The sequence below is a fragment of the Ruegeria sp. HKCCA6837 genome (assembly GCF_013034475.1).
GTDB lineage: Bacteria > Pseudomonadota > Alphaproteobacteria > Rhodobacterales > Rhodobacteraceae > Ruegeria.
In genome coordinates, this window is sequence record NZ_WQGD01000001.1 from 815,202 (window position 1) to 833,708 (window position 18,507).

Sequence of the window (18,507 nt, forward strand, 5' to 3'; positions counted from 1 at the left end):
CGCCAAATTCTCCCCCAGAACGGTTGCTAGAGTGTCTTTCGAACAAAGCTTAAATAAGGACAAAGCAGTGGCTCGGAAGCACAGCTACCATGGCGGCCTGCAATTTGATGGTGACGCAAACGGCGCTCTCGAGCGCTTTGGAACCATCGTTGCCACAACGCTTGAAGATTATGGCCATCTGGTCGAACGCAAAGCGTTGCTCAGTTATTCCGAGGCCAGCATCGTTTCGAGCCAATACTTGGTTCGCCTTACGCTGGATACAGGCACACCCGAGCAGGAAGACCGTTACGAGCGTATGGACCGTGCCGCGGGGTTAAAAACCATAACAAAACCCCGCGTGTCACATCCTCAAAACCGGCTCGTGCTGTCAGTCACCCCCGTGTCCCCGTTACTGGATGATACTGAGATTTCGGAACTGATGCTGGTGGTCATTTTGTATCGCATGGTCGATATCTGCTCGACCCGGCGAGTCGAATGGCTTTCGCCGAGCACGGTGCTAACGGTCGAACAATTCATGAGCGCCTTCGACACCCTGGCGCCTAATCCCGCAACGCGCGACCGAAAGCAGATTTTTCAGTCACTGACCGATCAGTTCACCGGCGTCAACCTGCCCGAGCTGGACGACACTGTTAGTGCACTTCACGCCCCGACGGCACGTCCGATCCAGCTTACAGATGAGCAATTGCTCAGCATCGCGTTCCGCAGCGAAGACACGCCCCCGTTTGACCAGACCGCGCCTGGAGCCAAAATAACAGAAGATGGTGAACGCCCAAGCGATGTCTTGCGGCTGAGCAGCTGGTGCATGACAGGTGTTCTGGCCAGCGTTTCAGCGCCAATCGCTGTGTCAATGGCCGCCGTCAACCTGATCCGAGGCGAAGATTTCCGCCTGAATACCCAGGTGCTTGTGTTCACTTTTGCCATTGTAGCACTGAACGCCAGCAATGCGTTTGCCGATGTTGCAGATGCGTTGGGCATGTAACTGAATTACCAAGACCCTCCTTGGAGGCCCCACCGTCAGGCAGGGTTTTCCATTTCTGCAACTGCGTGCGCGGCCAGCACATAAGTGTGGATGGAAAACACGACCGCGTTTGTTTCGGGCAGACGCAATAGAGTTTGCCGCTCGCTCCGCAAAAACGAGTTCTCGCGCCGATCCGGGATTTCTCGTCGGGCATGGGCACTGCGGGGCTGGAACAGCTCGGAATCCTCATACCAAAGAGCATTGAAACGCCACAACGGACGACCGGGCTGAATTCCGTCGAACAATCTTTGCACACGCTTTGCAATATTGGCGTCGTAACTCTGAACCGGCACATGAATGTCGACCAGAGGCCGCATGAATTTTTCCGACAAGCGCCAACTGGCCGGAAAGCACAGGATCGCCCCGGTCAAAACATGCTCTTCACCGAGTTTTTGAAGAATGCAGAAGTCTTCCTGCACCAATTTGCACAACGTATCCAACGGCTGGCTGCTATCAATGAGGACCGTCGCGCCATCGGGTCGGACAACTGCCTCAGCTGCTGACGGGTAAACGCGCGCCAAGACCATATCCAGCAGCTCTTGGGCGGCAGGTTCGGCTTGCGGATCAAGGGCCAGAACGTCGTCTCGGTGATCACGAAGCAGCTCTTCACGGCGCTGCATTTGACCGGAAAACGCCTCGTCCTGATGTAGCCAATCTTCAAGTGTTGTGGGTTGTATCCCCGGCAGAGCACGTGGATTACCAACATCATACGGAATTGTATTTTGCAGAATCTGCCTCATGACAAAGACTTAGCACGCACGGAACCACATGTCGGTCGAAAACGACAGCCTCGCCGTCGCAATTTTGTCAGACGATACGGGTCGGCTCTTTAGTTTTGCCGCAGCACTTAAAGAGGCCCGCCATGAATCAACACTACCGAGACACGCGCAAGATTGACCCCAGCAAAGGCGCGACATTGGGCGACGGTACTCCGAACGACAATGATCGGATTGAGATCGGGCCAACGCAGTTGGCCTTTGACGAATGGGCCGCTGCGGGGCTTGAGCTGCCCAACCTGACGCGGATGCGGGAACACCGCTGGAAGCGACTTACACAGGCCATTGCAGATCGCGGCTATGGCGGCTTGCTGATGTTTGACCCGTTGAACATTCGCTATGCCACCGACAGCACCAACATGCAGCTTTGGAACACGCATAACCCGTTTCGCGCGGTTCTGTTGTGCGCTGATGGTTATATGGTGATTTGGGACTACAAGAATTCGCCCTTCCTCAGCACATTCAACCCGCTGGTGCGTGAACAACGCTCAGGCGCTGATCTGTTTTACTTTGACCGGGGTGACAAGGTCGACGTGGCAGCGGATGTGTTCTCGAACGAAGTGCGAGTGCTGATCGAAGAACACAGTGGCGGCAACAAGCGACTGGCCGTCGACAAGATCATGCTGCACGGCCTGCGCGCACTTGAGGCGCAAGGGTTCGAGATCATGGAAGGCGAAGAGCTGACCGAAAAGACCCGTGCCATCAAAGGGCCTGACGAAATCCTCGCCATGCGCTGCGCCAGCCACGCCTGCGAGACAGCGGTCGCTGAAATGGAAAAGTTCGCGCGTGCCAATGTGGGCGATGGGAAAACCTCGGAAGACGACATCTGGGCTGTCCTGCATGCAGAAAACATCAAACGTGGCGGAGAATGGATCGAAACGCGCCTTCTGGCCTCGGGCCAGCGGACCAATCCTTGGTTTCAGGAATGCGGCCCTCGGATCACCCAGCAGAACGAGATCATCTCGTTCGACACCGATTTGATTGGGTCATACGGGATTTGCATCGACATTTCCCGCAGTTGGTGGATTGGCGATCAGAAGCCGCGTGAAGACATGATCTATGCCATGCAGCACGCGCATGAACACATCATGACCAACATGGAAATGCTCAAACCCGGCGTGATGATTCCGGAACTGACAGCAAACTCTCACAGGTTGGACGACAAGTTTCAGGCGCAGAAATACGGCTGCCTGATGCACGGCGTTGGCCTTTGTGACGAATGGCCGCTTGTGGCTTATCCGGATAAGGCCGTCGAAGGATCCTATGACTATGCGCTGGAACCGGGAATGGTTTTGTGTGTCGAAGCTTGCGTTGGCGAGGTCGGTGGTGACTTTAGCATCAAGCTAGAAGATCAGGTTCTCATTACCGAAGACGGGTACGAGAACCTGACCAAGTACCCATTTGATCCCCGCTTGATGGGGTTGGAGTGAGACCTAAGCCTCACTCTGACCAGTGCGATCTGCGGACATTTCCGTGCCAGTCTTCAAGAACTGGTTCGTCTTGAACCTGTGGCCCTGTTAGATTTGCGGGCCAGGACTGTCCGATTGCAAATCCAATGAGACCGGCCAGCAGCAGCGCGATGACCCACAGCGGGCGCGTCTCGGGCGGGCGGGCGGTGAATTCTGCGTGTGACATGTGTATCTCCTAATGCAACATCTTCGCTGCATAGTTGTGTTCACACCGAGAATAAGTGAAATGAATGTTTGGCCGCCATTACTTCACAATACTTGATGTGACTCCCAGAAATGCAAATCGCCTTTCAAACCTTCAGCGTAGTGATGATATTCGGGTGAAACGACACGTGCTCAGTTCTCACCTTCCCGTGACGCGACTGACATAAGGGTTGAGACCAGATCAACATGAACCCACTATTGTCGGTGTTCCCCCAACCAATTCAAGGAGCCGACATGCCCACGGAACGCATTACCTTTGCCGGACATGACGACAGCCAACTGGCCGCACGACTGGATCTGCCTGACGGTCCGGTGCTGGCCACGGCGCTCTTTGCCCATTGTTTTACCTGTTCCAAAGACATCCCCGCAGCCCGTCGCATTTCGGCGCGCCTGGCGGCCATGGGGATTGCAGTACTGCGCTTTGACTTTACGGGGCTGGGCCATTCCGAAGGCGAGTTTGCCAATACGACCTTCACCTCGAATGTCCAGGATTTGATCGCTGCTGCGCAATTTCTGGCGGGGCGGGACATGGCACCGTCCTTGTTGATCGGCCATTCGCTGGGTGGTGCGGCGGTTTTGCGTGCACGCGCTGGCATTCCAACGGCAAAGGCTGTTGTGACACTGGGCGCGCCAGCAGATCCCGGTCACGTCTCACATCACTTCGAAGAGGCGCTGCCTCAGATCGAACAGGACGGAAGCGCCGAGGTGACTTTGGGTGGGCGCCCGTTCCGCATCGGCAAGGCCTTTGTGGATGACATTGCCCAATCCGCCCTGACCGCAGCGATAACCGACCTAAAAGCCGCTTTATTGATCCTGCACGCGCCGCGCGACGAAACGGTCAGCATAGACAATGCCAGCACCATCTTTTTGGCGGCGAAGCATCCAAAAAGCTTTGTGACCCTTGATGATGCCGATCATCTGATCACGCGCGCGGCCGATGCCGAATACGCAGCCGATGTGATATCAGCTTGGGTTTCGCGGTATGTGAAACTGTGCCCGCCCGCCCCGCCGCCAGGCGCCCCGGAAGGCGTCGTCCGTGTGACCGAAGCAGACCCAAGCGGTTATATGCAGGATATTCAGGCCGGTCCGCATCACCACGCGGTCGCGGATGAACCAGCTTCTTACGGCGGTACGGATAAGGGCATGTCGCCTTACGGTTTTGTCTCATCCGGTCTGGGTGCCTGTACCTCCATGACAATACGCATGTATGCGCGCCGAAAGAACTGGCCTTTGACAAAGGTGAGCGTGGATGTCTGTCACGACAAGGTTCACGCTCAGGACGCCAGGCTGGCGAATGAAGGAAAGGTGGATCAGTTCCGTCGCAAAATCCGACTGATCGGCCCGCTGGATCAAGCGCAAAAGCAACGCTTGCTGGAAATTGCGGACAAGTGCCCTGTGCACCGGACGCTTGAGGGTTCAGCTCATATAACAACTGAGCTTCTGCCATAGAAAAAGGCCGCCCCCGGGCGGCCTTTGCGATCAACGACGCGGCGATGGCCGGTGAATAGGTGGCCGTGCAGCGGGCGGGCGCGCCGTTGGCGGCCTTGGCCGTGCAGGCGGTTTGGCAACCGGCGGCTGTGGCCGATCAGGGCGCGTTGGCCGATCTGGACGGTTTGGTCGATCTGGCCGATCGATGTCGATATTGACGTCACGACGGTAGTAATCGTTCCAGAGCATCGAGTCATAAAACGGGTCATACCCGTAACCGACCCCGACCCCGACCGAGACACCATCACAGGCCGACAATGAAAACGTCGCAGCCCCCAGCCCCAGCGCAAGAGAAATCCGTCTGATGTTTCGCAAACTCATAGCACCCTCCCCTTACTGGAACGACTGGAACGACGCGAACACCGCGTTCAGATCGTCGGCATAATCTGGATTAGCGCCGTCACGAAGGATAGCCACGGCAACTGCAACGCGGTTTTTTGGCAGATCAATTAGGGCCGCGGTAAAGCTGACTCCTTTGCTTTCCCGACGCCCGGTTCCCCGAAAAACACGTGCCGGCAATCCACCGATGCGGGTGTCGCTGGTGCTGGTGATGGTCGGGTCCTTGACCAGAAACTTGTCGATATCCTGCAAATAGCGGACACCATCCTCAATGGTCGCGACACCAGCGGGCGAGACAAAGCCCATCCAGACAGTATCATCAGTAACCGGGCGCATCCCCATGACGCGGGACACGGCACGCGTATCCCCCAACTCGGTATCTTCGATTTCGCGCGGGCCACCTGTACGCAGCGCCCAAAAGTCTGGAACATTAAAGCCGAACAGTGCGCGGCCATCCTGAGTATAAGTCACCGGGGTATCAGCTGCTGCGGACTCTACCCCACCCAACCAAATGGCAGCGCATGCAGCAAGCAATGGACCTGAAAATAAACGCATATCTCAATAACCTGATAGTTTCCTCACGCACAGCTTGAACTTTCAAGGCGCGGTTTGTCCAGTGCTGGCGCGTCGTGATCAGGTGGATTGAACCCGCGCATATCCACTTTCCTGGCGCTGCGGCCAGTGCCAACAGGTCTTGAACGCGTTAGGTCAGCACGCCCGCTTATTGGGCAAATATGCCATCTGTCCGCCCCCCGGCATCGTCGACGAAACGGATCGTATCTTCGTTTCGAAAAACGTCGTAGCAGGCCCAAAGGTCCGAAGGTGGCCAGATCGAGCAATACTGGTCTTCGCGCACCACCCAGCGACCTGCACTCGGCCCACCCGAGAAATATTGCGTGACCATACTGGTGTCGAAAGTTTGCCAGACCCCGCTGCCATATTCCAGTTTCTGGCCCGTCAAAGCTGCAAGGATTTCCTCGCCGGACAATTTCTGGAAGCCATCTGCGGCCAAAACACCCGGCCAACGGGCCAAAATCAGGGCAAACCGTCTCATACCCGCTCTCACGTCTTGTTCCCTAACGCGCTCGGGGCTAAACCCCGCGCCAACGCCTCATCCCAACCACATAAAGGTGCTGCCGCCAATGATTCCCCGTTATTCCCGCCCTGACATGGTCGCCATCTGGTCGCCCCAGACCAAGTTCCGCATCTGGTACGAGATCGAGGCGCACGCCTGCGACGCCATGGCCGATCTGGGAGTGATTCCGCGCGAAAATGCCGAATCCGTATGGAAGGCCAAGGATGTGGAATTTGATGTGGCCCGCATCGACGAGATCGAGGCCGTCACCAAACATGACGTCATTGCCTTCTTGACCCACCTTGCGGAACATGTCGGCAGTGAAGAAGCACGCTTTGTGCATCAGGGCATGACCAGTTCCGACGTGCTGGACACCTGCCTAAACGTACAATTGACCCGAGCTGCTGACATTCTGATCGCCGATCTCGAAGGTTTGCTGGCCGCGCTCAAGCGTCGCGCGATTGAACACAAAAACACCGTTCGCATCGGTCGCAGCCATGGCATCCACGCAGAGCCTACCACCATGGGCCTGACCTTTGCCCGGTTCTATGCCGAGATGGATCGCAACCTGTCTCGGATGCGTGACGCTCGCGCGGAAATCGCCACCGGCGCGATCAGCGGCGCAGTTGGCACCTTCGCCAATATCGATCCGCGTGTTGAGGAACATGTCTGCGACCAGATGGGGCTTGTGCCGGAACCGATCAGCACACAAGTCATCCCGCGCGACCGCCACGCGGCCTTCTTTGCTACGCTAGGTGTGATCGCCAGCAGCATCGAGAATATCGCCATAGAAATCCGCCACATGCAGCGGACCGAAGTGCTGGAGGGTGCCGAGTTCTTCTCGATGGGTCAGAAAGGCTCCTCGGCCATGCCCCACAAGAAAAACCCTGTTCTGACCGAGAACCTGACAGGTCTGGCGCGCATGGTGCGCGCGGCCGTGATCCCGGCGATGGAAAACGTGGCGCTCTGGCACGAGCGCGACATCTCGCACTCTTCGGTCGAACGCATGATCGGACCGGACGCGACAATCACCTTGGACTTTGCGCTGGCACGGCTGACAGGTGTGATCGACAAGATGCTGATCTTCCCCGAGAACATGCTCGAGAACATGAACAAGTTCCCCGGCCTTGTCATGAGCCAGAGGGTTTTGTTGGCACTGACCCAAGCCGGTGTCAGCCGTGAAGACGCATACGCCATGGTCCAACGCAACGCGCTGAAGGTCTGGGAACACCGGACCGACTTCAAGCAAGAGTTGCTGGCAGATGCGGATGTCACCGCTGCGCTCAGCCCTGAAGAAATCGAAGAAAAATTCGACCTTGGCTATCACACCAAGCATGTCGATACGATCTTTGCCCGTGTGTTTGGCGAATAAAAATCAAGCCGATCAAACAGTTCAGGGGCCCGGTTCGTACGCAGCGATCCGGGCCTTGTTCTTTTGCCAGATCATCAAAAATCGGTTATCTTGTCCGCGCATTCCCGAACAGGAGAAGCTTGATGATCCGGACTTTGATTTGCGCATTGGCCCTTGGCTGCTCAGCCTCTGTCGCCTTGGCCTGCAGCGCCCATACTGAACAAACGCAGTCCTGCGCGCCGGGAACACAATGGGACGCCGAAGCCCATAGCTGCGTAAAAACTATCAATAGCTGAGGTTTTTCTTTCCTACTTGTGAATAAAAGAGGCAGCGCAATTGTTAGCCTTTTATCAAATCGCGCTATGCTTGATCAGAGCAGCCCAGAGAACGGAGTAGGAAAATGCGCCTTGTTTTAGTTTCAGCTATTGCCCTTCAGGCTTTTGCCTTTGCGCCGGCTTTGTATGCAGCCGGCGACGGTGGCAGCACCACGACCCCACCAAAACCAACGAACACGACCAAGAGGTGCCTTTTTGGCCGCGTCTACGACAAGGACGCGGGGCGTTGTGTCAAACCGAACAAGACCAATTTCACCGATGATGAACTGTATGACGCCGTGCGCGAGCTGGCTTATGACGGGCAATTCGAGAACGCTCAGAACATTCTGCGCATCATGGATCAGAACGATGATCGCGTCCTGACATATTGGGGTTTTACTTACCGCAAAATGGGTGAGCTTGAGCTGGCAAACGCCTTCTACACCAACGCCATCGAATCCAACCCCGACAACATCCTCGCCCGCAGTTATATGGGACAGGGCTTTGTCGCCGAAGGCAGAACCGATCTGGCGATCGAGCAATGGCGCGAGATCAAAGCTCGTGGCGGCGAAGGAACCTGGGCCGAGGCATCCCTGCGCGAAGCCATCCGCACCGGGCTGACCTATAACTACTAAACTTCAAGGTTATTTAACCCGATTCTCCGTAATCTGCCTGTGGTTCAGAAATTTTGGCACCACAGGCAGATGCAGGACACAAACGCGTTGATACACACGGCACCCGGAGCAGCTGCTCCGCTTGCCAAGGGGAATGACGATAAACCACGGCTTGTTCCCCGGACATTGAGCAACCGACAAAAAGCAGCGATTGTCGTCCGCCTTCTGCTTAGCGAAGGCGCGGATCTTCCGCTTGAGGAACTCCCTGACGATCTGCAAGAAAAATTAACCCATCAGCTTGGCGAAATGGGTTTTGTGGACCGCGTGACACTGGATGCCGTGGCGCAGGAGTTCGGCGAAGCACTGGATAACATCGGTCTGGCCTTTCCGCATGGCTTGGCTGGGGCGTTGGATGCGGTAACCGGCAAGATTGCCCCGAAAACAGCGGCACGCCTGCGCAAGGTGGCCGGGATACGACAGGTTGGTGACCCGTGGCAAAGGCTGCGTGACATCCCTGTCGAAGATCTTGCAGCCATGGCCCAAGCGGAAAGCACCGAAGTGGCCGCAGTGATGTTGTCAAAGATGGATACCGCGCAAGCCGCTCAGATGCTTGGGCAAATGCCCGGCCCGGTGGCGCGTAGGATCACCTTTGCTGTCTCGAAAACAGCGAACGTTACCCCAGAGGCGGTCGAGCGGATCGGCTGGTCTCTGGCCGCGCAACTGGATCAGCGCCCGGTGCAGGCGTTTGATGACGGCCCCAGCGCACGCGTTGGTGCGATCTTAAACCAGTCAGCCGCGGCCACCCGCGACGACTTGTTGAACGCATTGGATGAAGACGATGCCGCCTTTGCAGAACTCGTACGTCAGTCGATCTTCACCTTTGCGCATATTTCGAACCGCATTACAGCCCGCGATGTTCCGGCCATCCTGCGCGAAGTGGACCAAGCCGTGCTTGTAACAGCCCTGGCCGGAGCTGCGGCAGATGACGACAAGGCATCGGTTGAATTTCTGCTGACAAATATCTCGTCACGCATGGCGGAAAACCTGCGTGAGGAAATGGGTGAACGCGGACGAGTCAAACAATCCGAGGCCGAAGAAGCGATGACTCAGGTCGTTGGCGCCATTCGAACACTGGTTGATGCGGGAACAATCGCTCTGGTCAAAACTGAGGAAGAGGCTGAGTAGCATCAGGTTAGCAGGTTTGCCCCTTAACATGCTCAGTTTGCCCATCGTCTTGCTGAAAGCTTGAGCTTGCCAAGATCGGCCTGTATGTCTGGCACGGAAATACCCATCACGCGGTGAGACGCCTCCATGCCCGTCGAAAAGTCGGAGCTCAGCACGTTTGAGCTTGGAAAATACTATGTCGCCAATCTGTTCCTTCAGGGGGTTATCGGTGCTATGCGCCTTCTCCCGTATGAGCGGCGCATCTCAACCATGGGCACGATTATGCGCGTTTTGGCCCCTGTCGTGGGGTTTCGTACACGCATCCGGCGGAACCTGAAGCTCACCTGCCCTGACCTGTCCGACGCCGAGGTCAAAAAGATATGCCGTGACGTGCCCGACAACGCAGGTCGGGCGATCATGGAGCATTTCTCGCCAGAAGGATTTACTGAGCGTCAAAGTACAGCGAAAATCTCCGGCCCTGGTATTGCAGCATTTGATGCGGCCATCGCTGCAGGGCGTCCGGTCATGATGATCACCGCGCATTTTGGGCACTATCTGGCCGCGCGCATTGCCTTGCAAAAACACAGCGGCCAACCGATTGGCTGCCTGTATCGCCGAATGGCGAACCCTTACTTCAACGACGCTTATGTCGAGGCCTTTTATAAGACCGGTGCGCCCATGTTCGAGCAGGGGCGGCGCGGAATGGTTGAGATGGTGCGCACGCTGAAAAAGGGCGGGATCATTGCAATTGTGTCCGATCTCCATGCGATGGGCGGGGAAGAGCTTGTGTTCTTCGGCAAACCCGCTGTAACATCTGTGTTGAACGCGGAACTGGCGATGAAATACAACGCGGAACTGATCCCATGTTATGCCGTGCGCCAGCCAAACGGCATCGATTTCGAAATCATACTGCACGATCCGGTTCCACATACTGACCCGAAAACCATGACTCAATTCACCAATGACGACCTTGAGAAGATGGTACGTCAGCATATGGGTCAGTGGTTCTGGATCCACCGCCGCTGGAAGCACTGGAACGGGCTTGGCATTGCACCGGACGAGATGCCCTGATCACTTAACCCGCGTTGCGGCGACAATGGGACCATGGCCCGCACGTTGCACCAAAACAACCGCCGGCAGGTCTGACCCAAGCTGGGCCGAGAAGGTTTGTGGTGCAGCCCCATCCCACTGCCCTGCTATCTGCCATGTTTCGACAACGTTGGCATAGTCCAGATCGTGCCCAGCCAGTTCTCCGCGGCGGATCGAGGCGTGGCGCATAGGCGAATACTGTACGATACGCACGTCGTAGGTTTCGCCCTCCGGCAATTCTACGGGCGTCACATCCACGGTTACTTCATCTGCTGTCCGAGTTGCAGTCACCGACGCTTCGGGTGCCGCCTTGAGATGAGCGTCGATCAGACGGTTGAGCTCACGGGACTGCGCGCCCAAAACATCATGCTGCCCGTTGATCACCATCTGTGGCGTGTAGATCATCGAACGACCGCCTTCCCTGGCATACACCCGCTGCCGCAAAGTATGATCCGGGTCGGCATATTCGTCCTTCCAACCGATGTAATCCCAATAATCCACGTGCAACGCCAGGCCAATCACATCGTCCCGCTTGGCCAGGTCGTGCATCAACCGGTCTGCCGGAGGGCAAGAGGAGCACCCCTGCGACGTAAACAACTCAACCACCACAGGACCGCTCTCAGCCGCAGCAGAGGCAGCCATAAGCCAGGACATCAGGGCGGTTACAGCGGCGGTTCTGAACATGTGGACTCTCGGTTTGGGCGGTTGATTTTCAGAAATAGCTGCTTTGGCATTCAACGACCAATCAAGGTTTCTTGAGGCTGGAATACATGTTTACCTACGCAAATGTGTGCAATGGTATACAAAAATTACTCCTTTGTGCCCGTTCAACCTTGAACCAAGGGCCTTCGTGATGCAGATAACAGACAGCAAATCCTATTATCCAAGTCATTTGAGAGGGAGGCCACTGATGCCCATCAAAGTCGGACAGGATACCGCCAAGACACGCCGCAGCCTGAGCGTGAATGGTAAGTCCATTTCCTATTACTCGATCCCCGCCGCGCAAGAGGCCGGTTTGGGGGATTTCTCAAAACTGCCTGCCGCATTGAAAGTGGTTCTGGAAAATATGCTGCGGTTCGAGGATGACGGGTTTTCTGTCTCAACCGACGACATCAAGGCCTTTGCTGAATGGGGTGTAAACCGCGGTAAGAACCCGCGCGAAATCGCATACCGCCCTGCCCGCGTCTTGATGCAGGACTTCACCGGTGTTCCGGCTGTCGTCGATCTGGCCGCGATGCGCGACGGTATCAAGGCGCTGGGTGGCGACGCACAAAAGATCAACCCGCTGAACCCGGTTGATCTGGTCATCGACCACTCGGTCATGATTGACGAATTTGGCAATCCGCGTGCATTCCAGATGAACGTGGACCGCGAATATGAACGCAACATGGAGCGGTACCAGTTCCTAAAATGGGGTCAGAATGCCTTTAACAACTTCCGCGTCGTGCCCCCCGGCACTGGGATTTGCCATCAGGTGAACCTGGAATATTTGGCTCAAACCGTCTGGACAGACACGGATCAAAACGGCGAAGAAGTCGCCTATCCCGATACGCTGGTTGGCACCGACAGCCACACCACTATGGTGAACGGCATGGCCGTTCTGGGTTGGGGCGTTGGCGGGATCGAGGCCGAGGCCGCGATGCTGGGTCAGCCAATCTCGATGTTGATCCCCGAGGTTGTGGGTTTTGAACTGACCGGTTCGATGGTCGAAGGCACCACCGGTACCGACCTCGTTCTGAAAGTCGTGGAGATGCTGCGCGAAAAGGGCGTTGTCGGTAAGTTCGTTGAATTCTATGGCGAAGGTTTGGACCGCCTGCCATTGGCCGACCGCGCCACTATCGCCAACATGGCCCCGGAATATGGCGCGACCTGCGGCTTCTTCCCTATTGACGGAGAAACCTTACGCTACATGCGCAACACCGGGCGCGACGAAGACCGTCTGGCATTGGTTGAAGCCTATGCCAAAGAAAACGGCCTCTGGCGTGACGCGGACTACGCTCCGATCTACACCGATACCCTGACGCTAGACATGGGCACGATCGTTCCGGCGATCTCGGGCCCGAAGCGTCCGCAGGACTATGTTGCGCTGACCGACGCCAAAGCGGCCTTTACGCAGGAAATGGCAGAGACTTTCAAACGCCCGATGGGCAAGCAGGTCGAAGTCAAGGGCGAAGAATACGGCATGGAGTCGGGTAAGGTCGTGATCGCTTCGATCACCTCCTGCACCAACACGTCGAACCCCTACGTCATGATCGGCGCGGGTCTGGTGGCCCGCAAGGCCGCGGCACTGGGACTGGATCGCAAGCCCTGGGTCAAGACCTCTCTGGCGCCGGGATCGCAAGTGGTGTCGGCCTATCTCGAAGCTGCAGGATTGCAAGACGATCTAGACAAGATCGGGTTCAACCTTGTGGGATATGGCTGCACCACCTGTATCGGCAACTCGGGCCCGATCCAGAAAGAAATATCCGAGGCGATTGCCGAAGGCGATCTGGTTGCCACGTCGGTTCTGTCCGGCAACCGCAACTTCGAGGGTCGAATCTCACCGGATGTGCGCGCAAACTATCTGGCCTCACCGCCGCTGGTGGTTGTCTATGCACTGGCTGGCACGATGGATATTGACCTGACTTCGGAACCGATCGGTCAGGACAAGGACGGCAATGACGTCTTCATGAAAGACATCTGGCCGACCCAGAGTGAAATCGCTGAACTGGTCGAGGCCACTGTGACCCGCGAGGCGTTCCAATCAAAATACGCCGACGTGTTTAAAGGCGACGAGAAATGGCGCGGGGTCGAAGTTCCACAACAGGAAACCTACAACTGGCCGCCGACCTCGACCTATATTCAAAACCCACCCTACTTTCAGGGCATGGGTGCCGAACCGGGCACAATCTCGAATATCGAAGGGGCCAAGGTGCTGGCGATTCTGGGCGACATGGTCACAACCGACCATATCTCGCCTGCCGGGTCATTTGCGACGACCTCGCCCGCTGGCCAGTATCTGATCGAACGGCAGGTGCAACCGCGCGAGTTCAACTCTTACGGCTCACGCCGCGGCAATCACGAGGTCATGATGCGTGGCACCTTCGCCAATATCCGCATCAAGAACGAGATGCTGGAGGGCGATGAAGGCGGCTACACCAAAGGCCCGGATGGCGAACAGACCTCGATCTACGACGCGTCGATGGCTTATCAGGCGAACGGCACGCCGTTGGTGGTGTTTGGTGGCGAGCAGTACGGCGCGGGCTCAAGCCGCGACTGGGCAGCCAAAGGCACTACGCTGCTGGGTGTGAAAGCCGTCATCGCCGAAAGCTTTGAGCGTATCCACCGGTCAAACCTGGTTGGAATGGGCGTCATTCCGTTCGAATTTACGGGGGGTGACACACGCAAGACGCTTGGCCTGAAAGGAGATGAAACCGTCTCAATCCACGGATTGGATTCAGTTGAGCCCCTGCAAGAGGTGCCCTGCACAATCGTTTATGGCGACGGAAGTGAGAAAACCATCACCCTAAAATGCCGCATCGATACCGCGCCCGAGATTGAATACATCGAAAACGGTGGCGTGTTGCACTATGTGCTACGCAACCTTGCAAAGGCATCGTAAACCGATAGCGTTGCGAGCGATTAAAACCCCCTGCTTAGCGTCGGGGGTTCTTTGTTATCTGGTCATCCATTCGAAAACCTGAAACTGTTGGGCAAGGTCATTCACGGAAGCCACGCGCCATGCAAAAACCAAACGCCCTGCTGGTTTGTTCCCTCAGTGTCATTGCAGTGATTGGGGTATGGGGTGTCATCGACATTCAGAGCTTGGTGACCTGGGCCAGTGGTATTGTCCAACAGACCTTTCACAGCCGGGGATGGTTCGTGATGCTTGCCGCCTCGGGCATGTTGATCGGGTGTCTGGTTCTGGCGTTCTCGAAATACGGGAACATTCGCCTTGGTCGCGACGACGAAGAACCTGAATTCTCCACCGCCACATGGATTTCGATGCTGTTCTCGGCCGGGATGGGGGTCGGTCTTTTGTTCTGGGCGGTGGCCGAACCATTAACCCACTTCAATTTCATCTCAGGCATGGCACCCGATTACATCGCGGCGCAGCAGGCCATGCTGGCGACCAACTTCCATTGGGGTTTGCACGCTTGGGCCATATACGGATCAACAGCCCTAACCATCGCCTATTTCAGCTTCCGGCGCGGCACTGGGATGATGGTCAGCGCACCGATCATAAGCCTGTTTCCCGGTGAACGCTGGGCCGAACGTGTCGGATGGCTTTCAGACTTCATGGCGATTATTGCGATTGCCATTGGCGTGAGTGGCTCAATGGCCATGGGCGTCTTTCAGGTCGCAGACGGAATTGCGGTGTTGGGAGGTCGGGAAACGGTCGGAGCATTTTTGATTACCGTCGTGTTTCTGGCAATGGTCGGGGCGTATATCCCAGCACTCTTGATTGATCTGGGGCAAGGCATGGCGCGCTTGTCTAACGCTGCCATGCTGATTGCGATCGGCCTCGTGGCCTACACCATCATTCTTGGACCGACCGAATATCTTTTGAATACCGTGGTTCAAGGGTTTGGCGACTATGTCACCAATGTCATCCCGCGCGGCTTTCAAACATTCACGTTTTTTGGGGACGATGTCACCAGATGGTTCAGCGACTGGACCCTCACCTACATGGTCTGGTGGATCGCCTGGGGGCCATTTGTAGGTGTCTTCGTGGCGCGTATTTCTCGTGGTCGAACAATACGAGAGTTTGTGATCGGGGTACTGTTCGCCCCCACTTTGTTTTCAATCCTCTGGTTCGGCGCTTTTGGCGGTATCGGACTTTTCGAAGCGCTCAACGGGGCGGGCGAACTGTTGGCCTATACGCAGACAAACATTGAACGCGTGACCTTTGCTCTGCTCGACCGGTTGCCGCTGTCCTTGATTACAACGCTCGCAACGGTACTGGCCGCGTTTTTGTTCATTGTGACCAGCGTTGTCAGCGCGGCATTTGTTCTGGGCACCTTCTCGACAGGTGGAGACGAGAACCCTCCTCCGCGCGTGCGCCTGATTTGGGGGGCCTTGCTGGGGCTGCTGAGCGTGGCGATGATCCTTTCTGGGTCAGTGGACTCGGTCAAGATTCTGATTTCATTGGGTGCTTTGCCCTTTGTCTTCATTTCAGTCCTGCTGATGGTCTGCCTGTTCCGCGGTCTCAGAGAGGAGGGCCAGCACGATGCTGATCGGTGATCTCACAGATACTCTGATGAACCTGGTAACCTTTGCGTTCATCGCGGCGATGATCTGGATTTTGCTGCGCAGATGACGCTTTTCCAAGGCGATCAGATTAAGCGTTGAAACACATCCACTTTACAGATTTGGTGTGCCTATGGACAAAGTTGCGTTGATAACCGGCGGCGCCCGAGGGATTGGCCGGGCAATCGTCGAAGACCTTGGTCGAGATCGCAAAATTGCGTTCACTTGGTTAAACAGCGCCCCCGATTTGGATGTGTTGGACGGCGACGTTCTGGCAGTCCGCTCAGACCTGACGCAGCCAGATCAACCGGCTCAGGTTATTGAACAGGTCATCGCACAATTCGGACGGCTGGACGTTCTTGTGAACAATGCGGGGCTTGTGCGCGCTACACCCAAAGAGGCGTTCAATCAACAGGACCACAGGGACATTCTTGACCTGAACTTGCTTGCGCCCGTGGCCCTTCTGACCGCCGCCCTGCCCCACCTGCAAGCCGGGGCATCCATCGTAAACATTTCGTCCATGAATGCGACCCTTCCGCCGCGCGATGCCGCGACCTATGGGGCCAGCAAGGCTGCGCTCAACCTGTGGACCCGCGCCATGGCCAAGGAACTGGGCCCGCAGGGTATTCGCGTCAATGCGATTGCGCCTGGCGCGATCAACATCCCCGAGGCCCCGCGCCCGGATGATCTGACAGAATTGTTCGTCAAAGACACCGCCCTTGGGCGTGTCGGCGTGCCAGAGGATATCGCGCGGGTCGTTCGGTTTCTGGCCTCTGATGCGGCAGGTTTCATAACGGGTGAAGTCCTCGGCGTTACCGGAGGCTATCGATTGTAAAAACCAGTGCTGCCGCTTTCAGGTATTTAGCCACCCGCAGCCTTTTCCAAGGCAGGGCGGATCGTGCTTTCGATCACCCGTTGCGTGATAGGCCCGGCAAAGCGCAGGATGACAGTGCCATCGCCGTCTATCACGTACGTTTCAGGAACGCCGTATAGGCCCCAATCCAGCGCCATGCGGCCTTGCTCGTCCCGTCCCATCGCGGTGTAAGGATCGCCAAGCTCGGTCAGAAATGCGTCTGCGTTGGCCAACTGGTCCTTGTAGTTGATACCATAGACCGGAACGCCTTCTTTCGCCAAAGCGTCAAGATTGGGGTGTTCGGCCCGGCAAGGGGCGCACCAACTGGCCCAATAGTTGACCAGCTTGACCTCTCCGTCGCGCAGGGTTGCGTCATCGAATGGGGTTTTGCCGGGAAACTCGGTTAGGAGCACAGGCGGGGCGGGCTGCCCTTCCCGCGCGGATGGCAGAGCGTTTGGATCATCTCGGAACATGCCGATCCCGGCTAATACGGCGAAGGCACCAAAAATCAGCGGCGGAGCGATCATCAAGGGCGAAATCTTAGCCATTGCGCGACATCCTTTGTTCGACCTTTTCCATATCTTTGCGCACTTTCCGCCCTCGCATCACACTGAACGCGATCAAGGCCACCAGCAGAACGATCGACACGGCATAAGACGACAGAACCGCGTCAGCGTATTTTCCAAGATCGGGAATCATCCGCCCACCCTTTCCCGCGCCATCAGTGCCTTGATCCGACGTGCGCGAATTTCGGTTCCGGTACGGTACAGCACCAATGCGATGAACAGCAGAACAAAGCCGATGATGCAGACCAGCAGCGGATAGAAGAATATGTTGCTAACCTTCTCTTCGGTGTCTGTCCCGGTAAGCGCTGCTGCGCGCATGACAGATGCGCCCTGATGCAGTCCCTGATTCCAGAAGTTCACCGCATAACGGCTGAGTATCGCGAAAACCGACCCCACAAGGCACAGGACCGAGGTCAGGTCGGCCGCCGTATCCGGGTCTTCAATCGCCTCCCACAGGGCGACATATCCAAGATAGAACAGAAACAGGATCAGAAACGATGTCAGTCGCGGATCCCAGGCCCACCAGGTGCCCCACATAGGCTGGCCCCAGATCGCACCAGTCAGCAAAGCAATCAGGGTCATCACAATCCCAATCGGTGCCGCCGCTCGCGCAGCAAGCGCACTGACATGGTGACGTCTTACCAGCCAAACCAGCGACGTCGCCAACATCATGAGCCAGCAGTTGATCGCCATCAGCGCCGCAGGCACATGCAGATAGATGATCTTGACCGTCGACCCTTGTTTGTAATCGTCCGGCGTAAAGAAAAAGCCCCAGATCAGGCCAACACAGATGCAGGCAAGTGAGGTGATCCAGAAAAACGGCAGAACACGCTCACTCGTCGCAAGAAACTTACGCGGGTTGGCATATTCCCAGAGGGCGTTGGCTTTGGCTGCAATAGACATGGGCCCTATCTAGTCTGAATTGGGGTGGTTCTCAATTGACCTTGGTCAAAGTTGA

19 protein-coding genes are annotated in these 18,507 nt (G+C 56.6%); 10 read left to right on the top strand and 9 right to left on the bottom strand.

Annotated features, from left to right (window positions below):
* Nucleotides 1–67 precede the first annotated feature (67 nt).
* Complete coding sequence (locus tag GOV91_RS04035) at nt 68–979, top strand: hypothetical protein (RefSeq protein ID WP_371732261.1); 912 nt, start codon at nt 68–70, stop codon at nt 977–979.
* A gap of 35 nt (nt 980–1,014) precedes the next feature.
* Here GOV91_RS04035 and GOV91_RS04040 read toward each other — a convergent pair whose 3' ends face one another.
* The gene (locus GOV91_RS04040) at nt 1,015–1,758 is read right to left on the bottom strand and encodes a DUF3445 domain-containing protein (protein ID WP_171234517.1); all 744 of its coding nucleotides are present in this window, start codon (nt 1,756–1,758) and stop codon (nt 1,015–1,017) included.
* A gap of 122 nt (nt 1,759–1,880) precedes the next feature.
* On the opposite strand from GOV91_RS04040, the gene dddP reads away from it, so the two are divergent.
* Nucleotides 1,881–3,224, top strand: a complete 1,344-nt coding sequence (dddP, locus tag GOV91_RS04045; protein WP_171234518.1) for a dimethylsulfonioproprionate lyase DddP — start codon at nt 1,881–1,883, stop codon at nt 3,222–3,224.
* A gap of 10 nt (nt 3,225–3,234) precedes the next feature.
* Here the strand turns inward: dddP and GOV91_RS04050 are convergent, their stop codons facing one another.
* A complete protein-coding gene (locus GOV91_RS04050; RefSeq protein ID WP_171234519.1) occupies nt 3,235–3,429 on the bottom strand; it encodes a hypothetical protein in 195 nt (64 codons plus the stop codon).
* A 272-nt stretch (nt 3,430–3,701) separates the two neighbouring features.
* On the opposite strand from GOV91_RS04050, the gene GOV91_RS04055 reads away from it, so the two are divergent.
* On the top strand, nt 3,702–4,916 hold the full coding sequence (locus tag GOV91_RS04055; protein WP_171234520.1) for a bifunctional alpha/beta hydrolase/OsmC family protein: 1,215 nt from the start codon (nt 3,702–3,704) through the stop codon (nt 4,914–4,916).
* Between the two features lie 30 nt (nt 4,917–4,946).
* On the opposite strand, the gene GOV91_RS04060 is transcribed toward GOV91_RS04055, so the two are convergent.
* The 3 genes from GOV91_RS04060 to GOV91_RS04070 form a co-directional block, all read right to left on the bottom strand.
* Nucleotides 4,947–5,276: a hypothetical protein gene (locus GOV91_RS04060; protein ID WP_171234521.1), complete on the bottom strand. Its 330-nt coding sequence runs from the start codon at nt 5,274–5,276 to the stop codon at nt 4,947–4,949.
* Nucleotides 5,277–5,288: 12 nt separating this feature from the next.
* On the bottom strand, nt 5,289–5,849 hold the full coding sequence (locus GOV91_RS04065) for a hypothetical protein (RefSeq protein WP_254440589.1): 561 nt from the start codon (nt 5,847–5,849) through the stop codon (nt 5,289–5,291).
* A gap of 166 nt (nt 5,850–6,015) precedes the next feature.
* Entirely contained in the window at nt 6,016–6,348 is a 333-nt protein-coding gene (locus GOV91_RS04070; RefSeq protein ID WP_171234522.1) for a hypothetical protein, read from the bottom strand.
* Between the two features lie 88 nt (nt 6,349–6,436).
* Here GOV91_RS04070 and purB point away from each other — a divergent pair, with 88 nt between their 5' ends.
* The 4 genes from purB to GOV91_RS04090 all read left to right on the top strand — a co-directional run bounded on the left by purB (nt 6,437) and on the right by GOV91_RS04090 (nt 10,883).
* Complete coding sequence (purB, locus tag GOV91_RS04075) at nt 6,437–7,741, top strand: adenylosuccinate lyase (protein ID WP_171234523.1); 1,305 nt, start codon at nt 6,437–6,439, stop codon at nt 7,739–7,741.
* Nucleotides 7,742–8,120: 379 nt separating this feature from the next.
* A complete protein-coding gene (locus tag GOV91_RS04080; RefSeq protein ID WP_171234524.1) occupies nt 8,121–8,669 on the top strand; it encodes a hypothetical protein in 549 nt (182 codons plus the stop codon).
* Nucleotides 8,670–8,738: 69 nt separating this feature from the next.
* Nucleotides 8,739–9,833, top strand: coding sequence for a flagellar motor switch protein FliG (locus tag GOV91_RS04085; RefSeq protein ID WP_171234525.1), 1,095 nt, complete (start codon nt 8,739–8,741; stop codon nt 9,831–9,833).
* Nucleotides 9,834–9,959: 126 nt separating this feature from the next.
* Complete coding sequence (locus tag GOV91_RS04090) at nt 9,960–10,883, top strand: lysophospholipid acyltransferase family protein (RefSeq protein ID WP_171234526.1); 924 nt, start codon at nt 9,960–9,962, stop codon at nt 10,881–10,883.
* On the opposite strand, the gene GOV91_RS04095 is transcribed toward GOV91_RS04090, so the two are convergent.
* Nucleotides 10,884–11,585 carry a thioredoxin family protein gene (locus tag GOV91_RS04095; protein WP_171234527.1) on the bottom strand — a complete coding sequence of 234 codons (702 nt, stop codon included), beginning with the start codon at nt 11,583–11,585 and terminating at the stop codon, nt 10,884–10,886.
* A 226-nt stretch (nt 11,586–11,811) separates the two neighbouring features.
* Between GOV91_RS04095 and acnA the strand changes: the two genes are divergently transcribed.
* The 3 genes from acnA (at nt 11,812) to GOV91_RS04110 (ending at nt 16,965) form a co-directional block, all read left to right on the top strand.
* The gene (acnA, locus tag GOV91_RS04100; RefSeq protein ID WP_171234528.1) at nt 11,812–14,502 is read left to right on the top strand and encodes an aconitate hydratase AcnA; all 2,691 of its coding nucleotides are present in this window, start codon (nt 11,812–11,814) and stop codon (nt 14,500–14,502) included.
* Between the two features lie 119 nt (nt 14,503–14,621).
* Nucleotides 14,622–16,124: a BCCT family transporter gene (locus GOV91_RS04105; protein WP_171234529.1), complete on the top strand. Its 1,503-nt coding sequence runs from the start codon at nt 14,622–14,624 to the stop codon at nt 16,122–16,124.
* 139 nt (nt 16,125–16,263) lie between these two features.
* Nucleotides 16,264–16,965 (top strand): SDR family NAD(P)-dependent oxidoreductase, encoded by a 702-nt coding sequence (locus GOV91_RS04110; protein ID WP_171234530.1) that lies wholly within the window; start codon nt 16,264–16,266, stop codon nt 16,963–16,965.
* A gap of 26 nt (nt 16,966–16,991) precedes the next feature.
* On the opposite strand, the gene GOV91_RS04115 is transcribed toward GOV91_RS04110, so the two are convergent.
* The 3 genes from GOV91_RS04115 to GOV91_RS04125 are packed head-to-tail and all read right to left on the bottom strand — an operon-like array spanning nt 16,992 to nt 18,452.
* The gene (locus GOV91_RS04115) at nt 16,992–17,531 is read right to left on the bottom strand and encodes a DsbE family thiol:disulfide interchange protein (RefSeq protein WP_171234531.1); all 540 of its coding nucleotides are present in this window, start codon (nt 17,529–17,531) and stop codon (nt 16,992–16,994) included.
* On the bottom strand, nt 17,524–17,682 hold the full coding sequence (ccmD, locus tag GOV91_RS04120; protein WP_171179535.1) for a heme exporter protein CcmD: 159 nt from the start codon (nt 17,680–17,682) through the stop codon (nt 17,524–17,526). Before ccmD ends, GOV91_RS04115 begins: the two co-directional genes overlap by 8 nt.
* Nucleotides 17,679–18,452, bottom strand: a complete 774-nt coding sequence (locus GOV91_RS04125) for a heme ABC transporter permease (RefSeq protein ID WP_171234532.1) — start codon at nt 18,450–18,452, stop codon at nt 17,679–17,681. Before GOV91_RS04125 ends, ccmD begins: the two co-directional genes overlap by 4 nt.
* Between the last annotated feature and the right edge of the window lie 55 nt (nt 18,453–18,507).

Coding starts and splice junctions, on each gene's coding strand:
- GOV91_RS04115 (WP_171234531.1), bottom strand. CDS start 17,531: ATGGCTAAGATTTCGCCCTTGATGATCGCTCCGCCGCTGATTTTTGGT.
- GOV91_RS04105 (WP_171234529.1), top strand. CDS start 14,622: ATGCAAAAACCAAACGCCCTGCTGGTTTGTTCCCTCAGTGTCATTGCA.
- GOV91_RS04040 (WP_171234517.1), bottom strand. CDS start 1,758: ATGAGGCAGATTCTGCAAAATACAATTCCGTATGATGTTGGTAATCCA.
- ccmD (WP_171179535.1), bottom strand. CDS start 17,682: ATGATTCCCGATCTTGGAAAATACGCTGACGCGGTTCTGTCGTCTTAT.
- GOV91_RS04065 (WP_254440589.1), bottom strand. CDS start 5,849: ATGCGTTTATTTTCAGGTCCATTGCTTGCTGCATGCGCTGCCATTTGG.
- GOV91_RS04085 (WP_171234525.1), top strand. CDS start 8,739: ATGCAGGACACAAACGCGTTGATACACACGGCACCCGGAGCAGCTGCT.
- GOV91_RS04080 (WP_171234524.1), top strand. CDS start 8,121: ATGCGCCTTGTTTTAGTTTCAGCTATTGCCCTTCAGGCTTTTGCCTTT.
- GOV91_RS04070 (WP_171234522.1), bottom strand. CDS start 6,348: ATGAGACGGTTTGCCCTGATTTTGGCCCGTTGGCCGGGTGTTTTGGCC.
- dddP (WP_171234518.1), top strand. CDS start 1,881: ATGAATCAACACTACCGAGACACGCGCAAGATTGACCCCAGCAAAGGC.
- GOV91_RS04050 (WP_171234519.1), bottom strand. CDS start 3,429: ATGTCACACGCAGAATTCACCGCCCGCCCGCCCGAGACGCGCCCGCTG.
- GOV91_RS04060 (WP_171234521.1), bottom strand. CDS start 5,276: ATGAGTTTGCGAAACATCAGACGGATTTCTCTTGCGCTGGGGCTGGGG.
- GOV91_RS04095 (WP_171234527.1), bottom strand. CDS start 11,585: ATGTTCAGAACCGCCGCTGTAACCGCCCTGATGTCCTGGCTTATGGCT.
- GOV91_RS04110 (WP_171234530.1), top strand. CDS start 16,264: ATGGACAAAGTTGCGTTGATAACCGGCGGCGCCCGAGGGATTGGCCGG.
- GOV91_RS04055 (WP_171234520.1), top strand. CDS start 3,702: ATGCCCACGGAACGCATTACCTTTGCCGGACATGACGACAGCCAACTG.
- purB (WP_171234523.1), top strand. CDS start 6,437: ATGATTCCCCGTTATTCCCGCCCTGACATGGTCGCCATCTGGTCGCCC.
- GOV91_RS04125 (WP_171234532.1), bottom strand. CDS start 18,452: ATGTCTATTGCAGCCAAAGCCAACGCCCTCTGGGAATATGCCAACCCG.
- acnA (WP_171234528.1), top strand. CDS start 11,812: ATGCCCATCAAAGTCGGACAGGATACCGCCAAGACACGCCGCAGCCTG.
- GOV91_RS04090 (WP_171234526.1), top strand. CDS start 9,960: ATGCCCGTCGAAAAGTCGGAGCTCAGCACGTTTGAGCTTGGAAAATAC.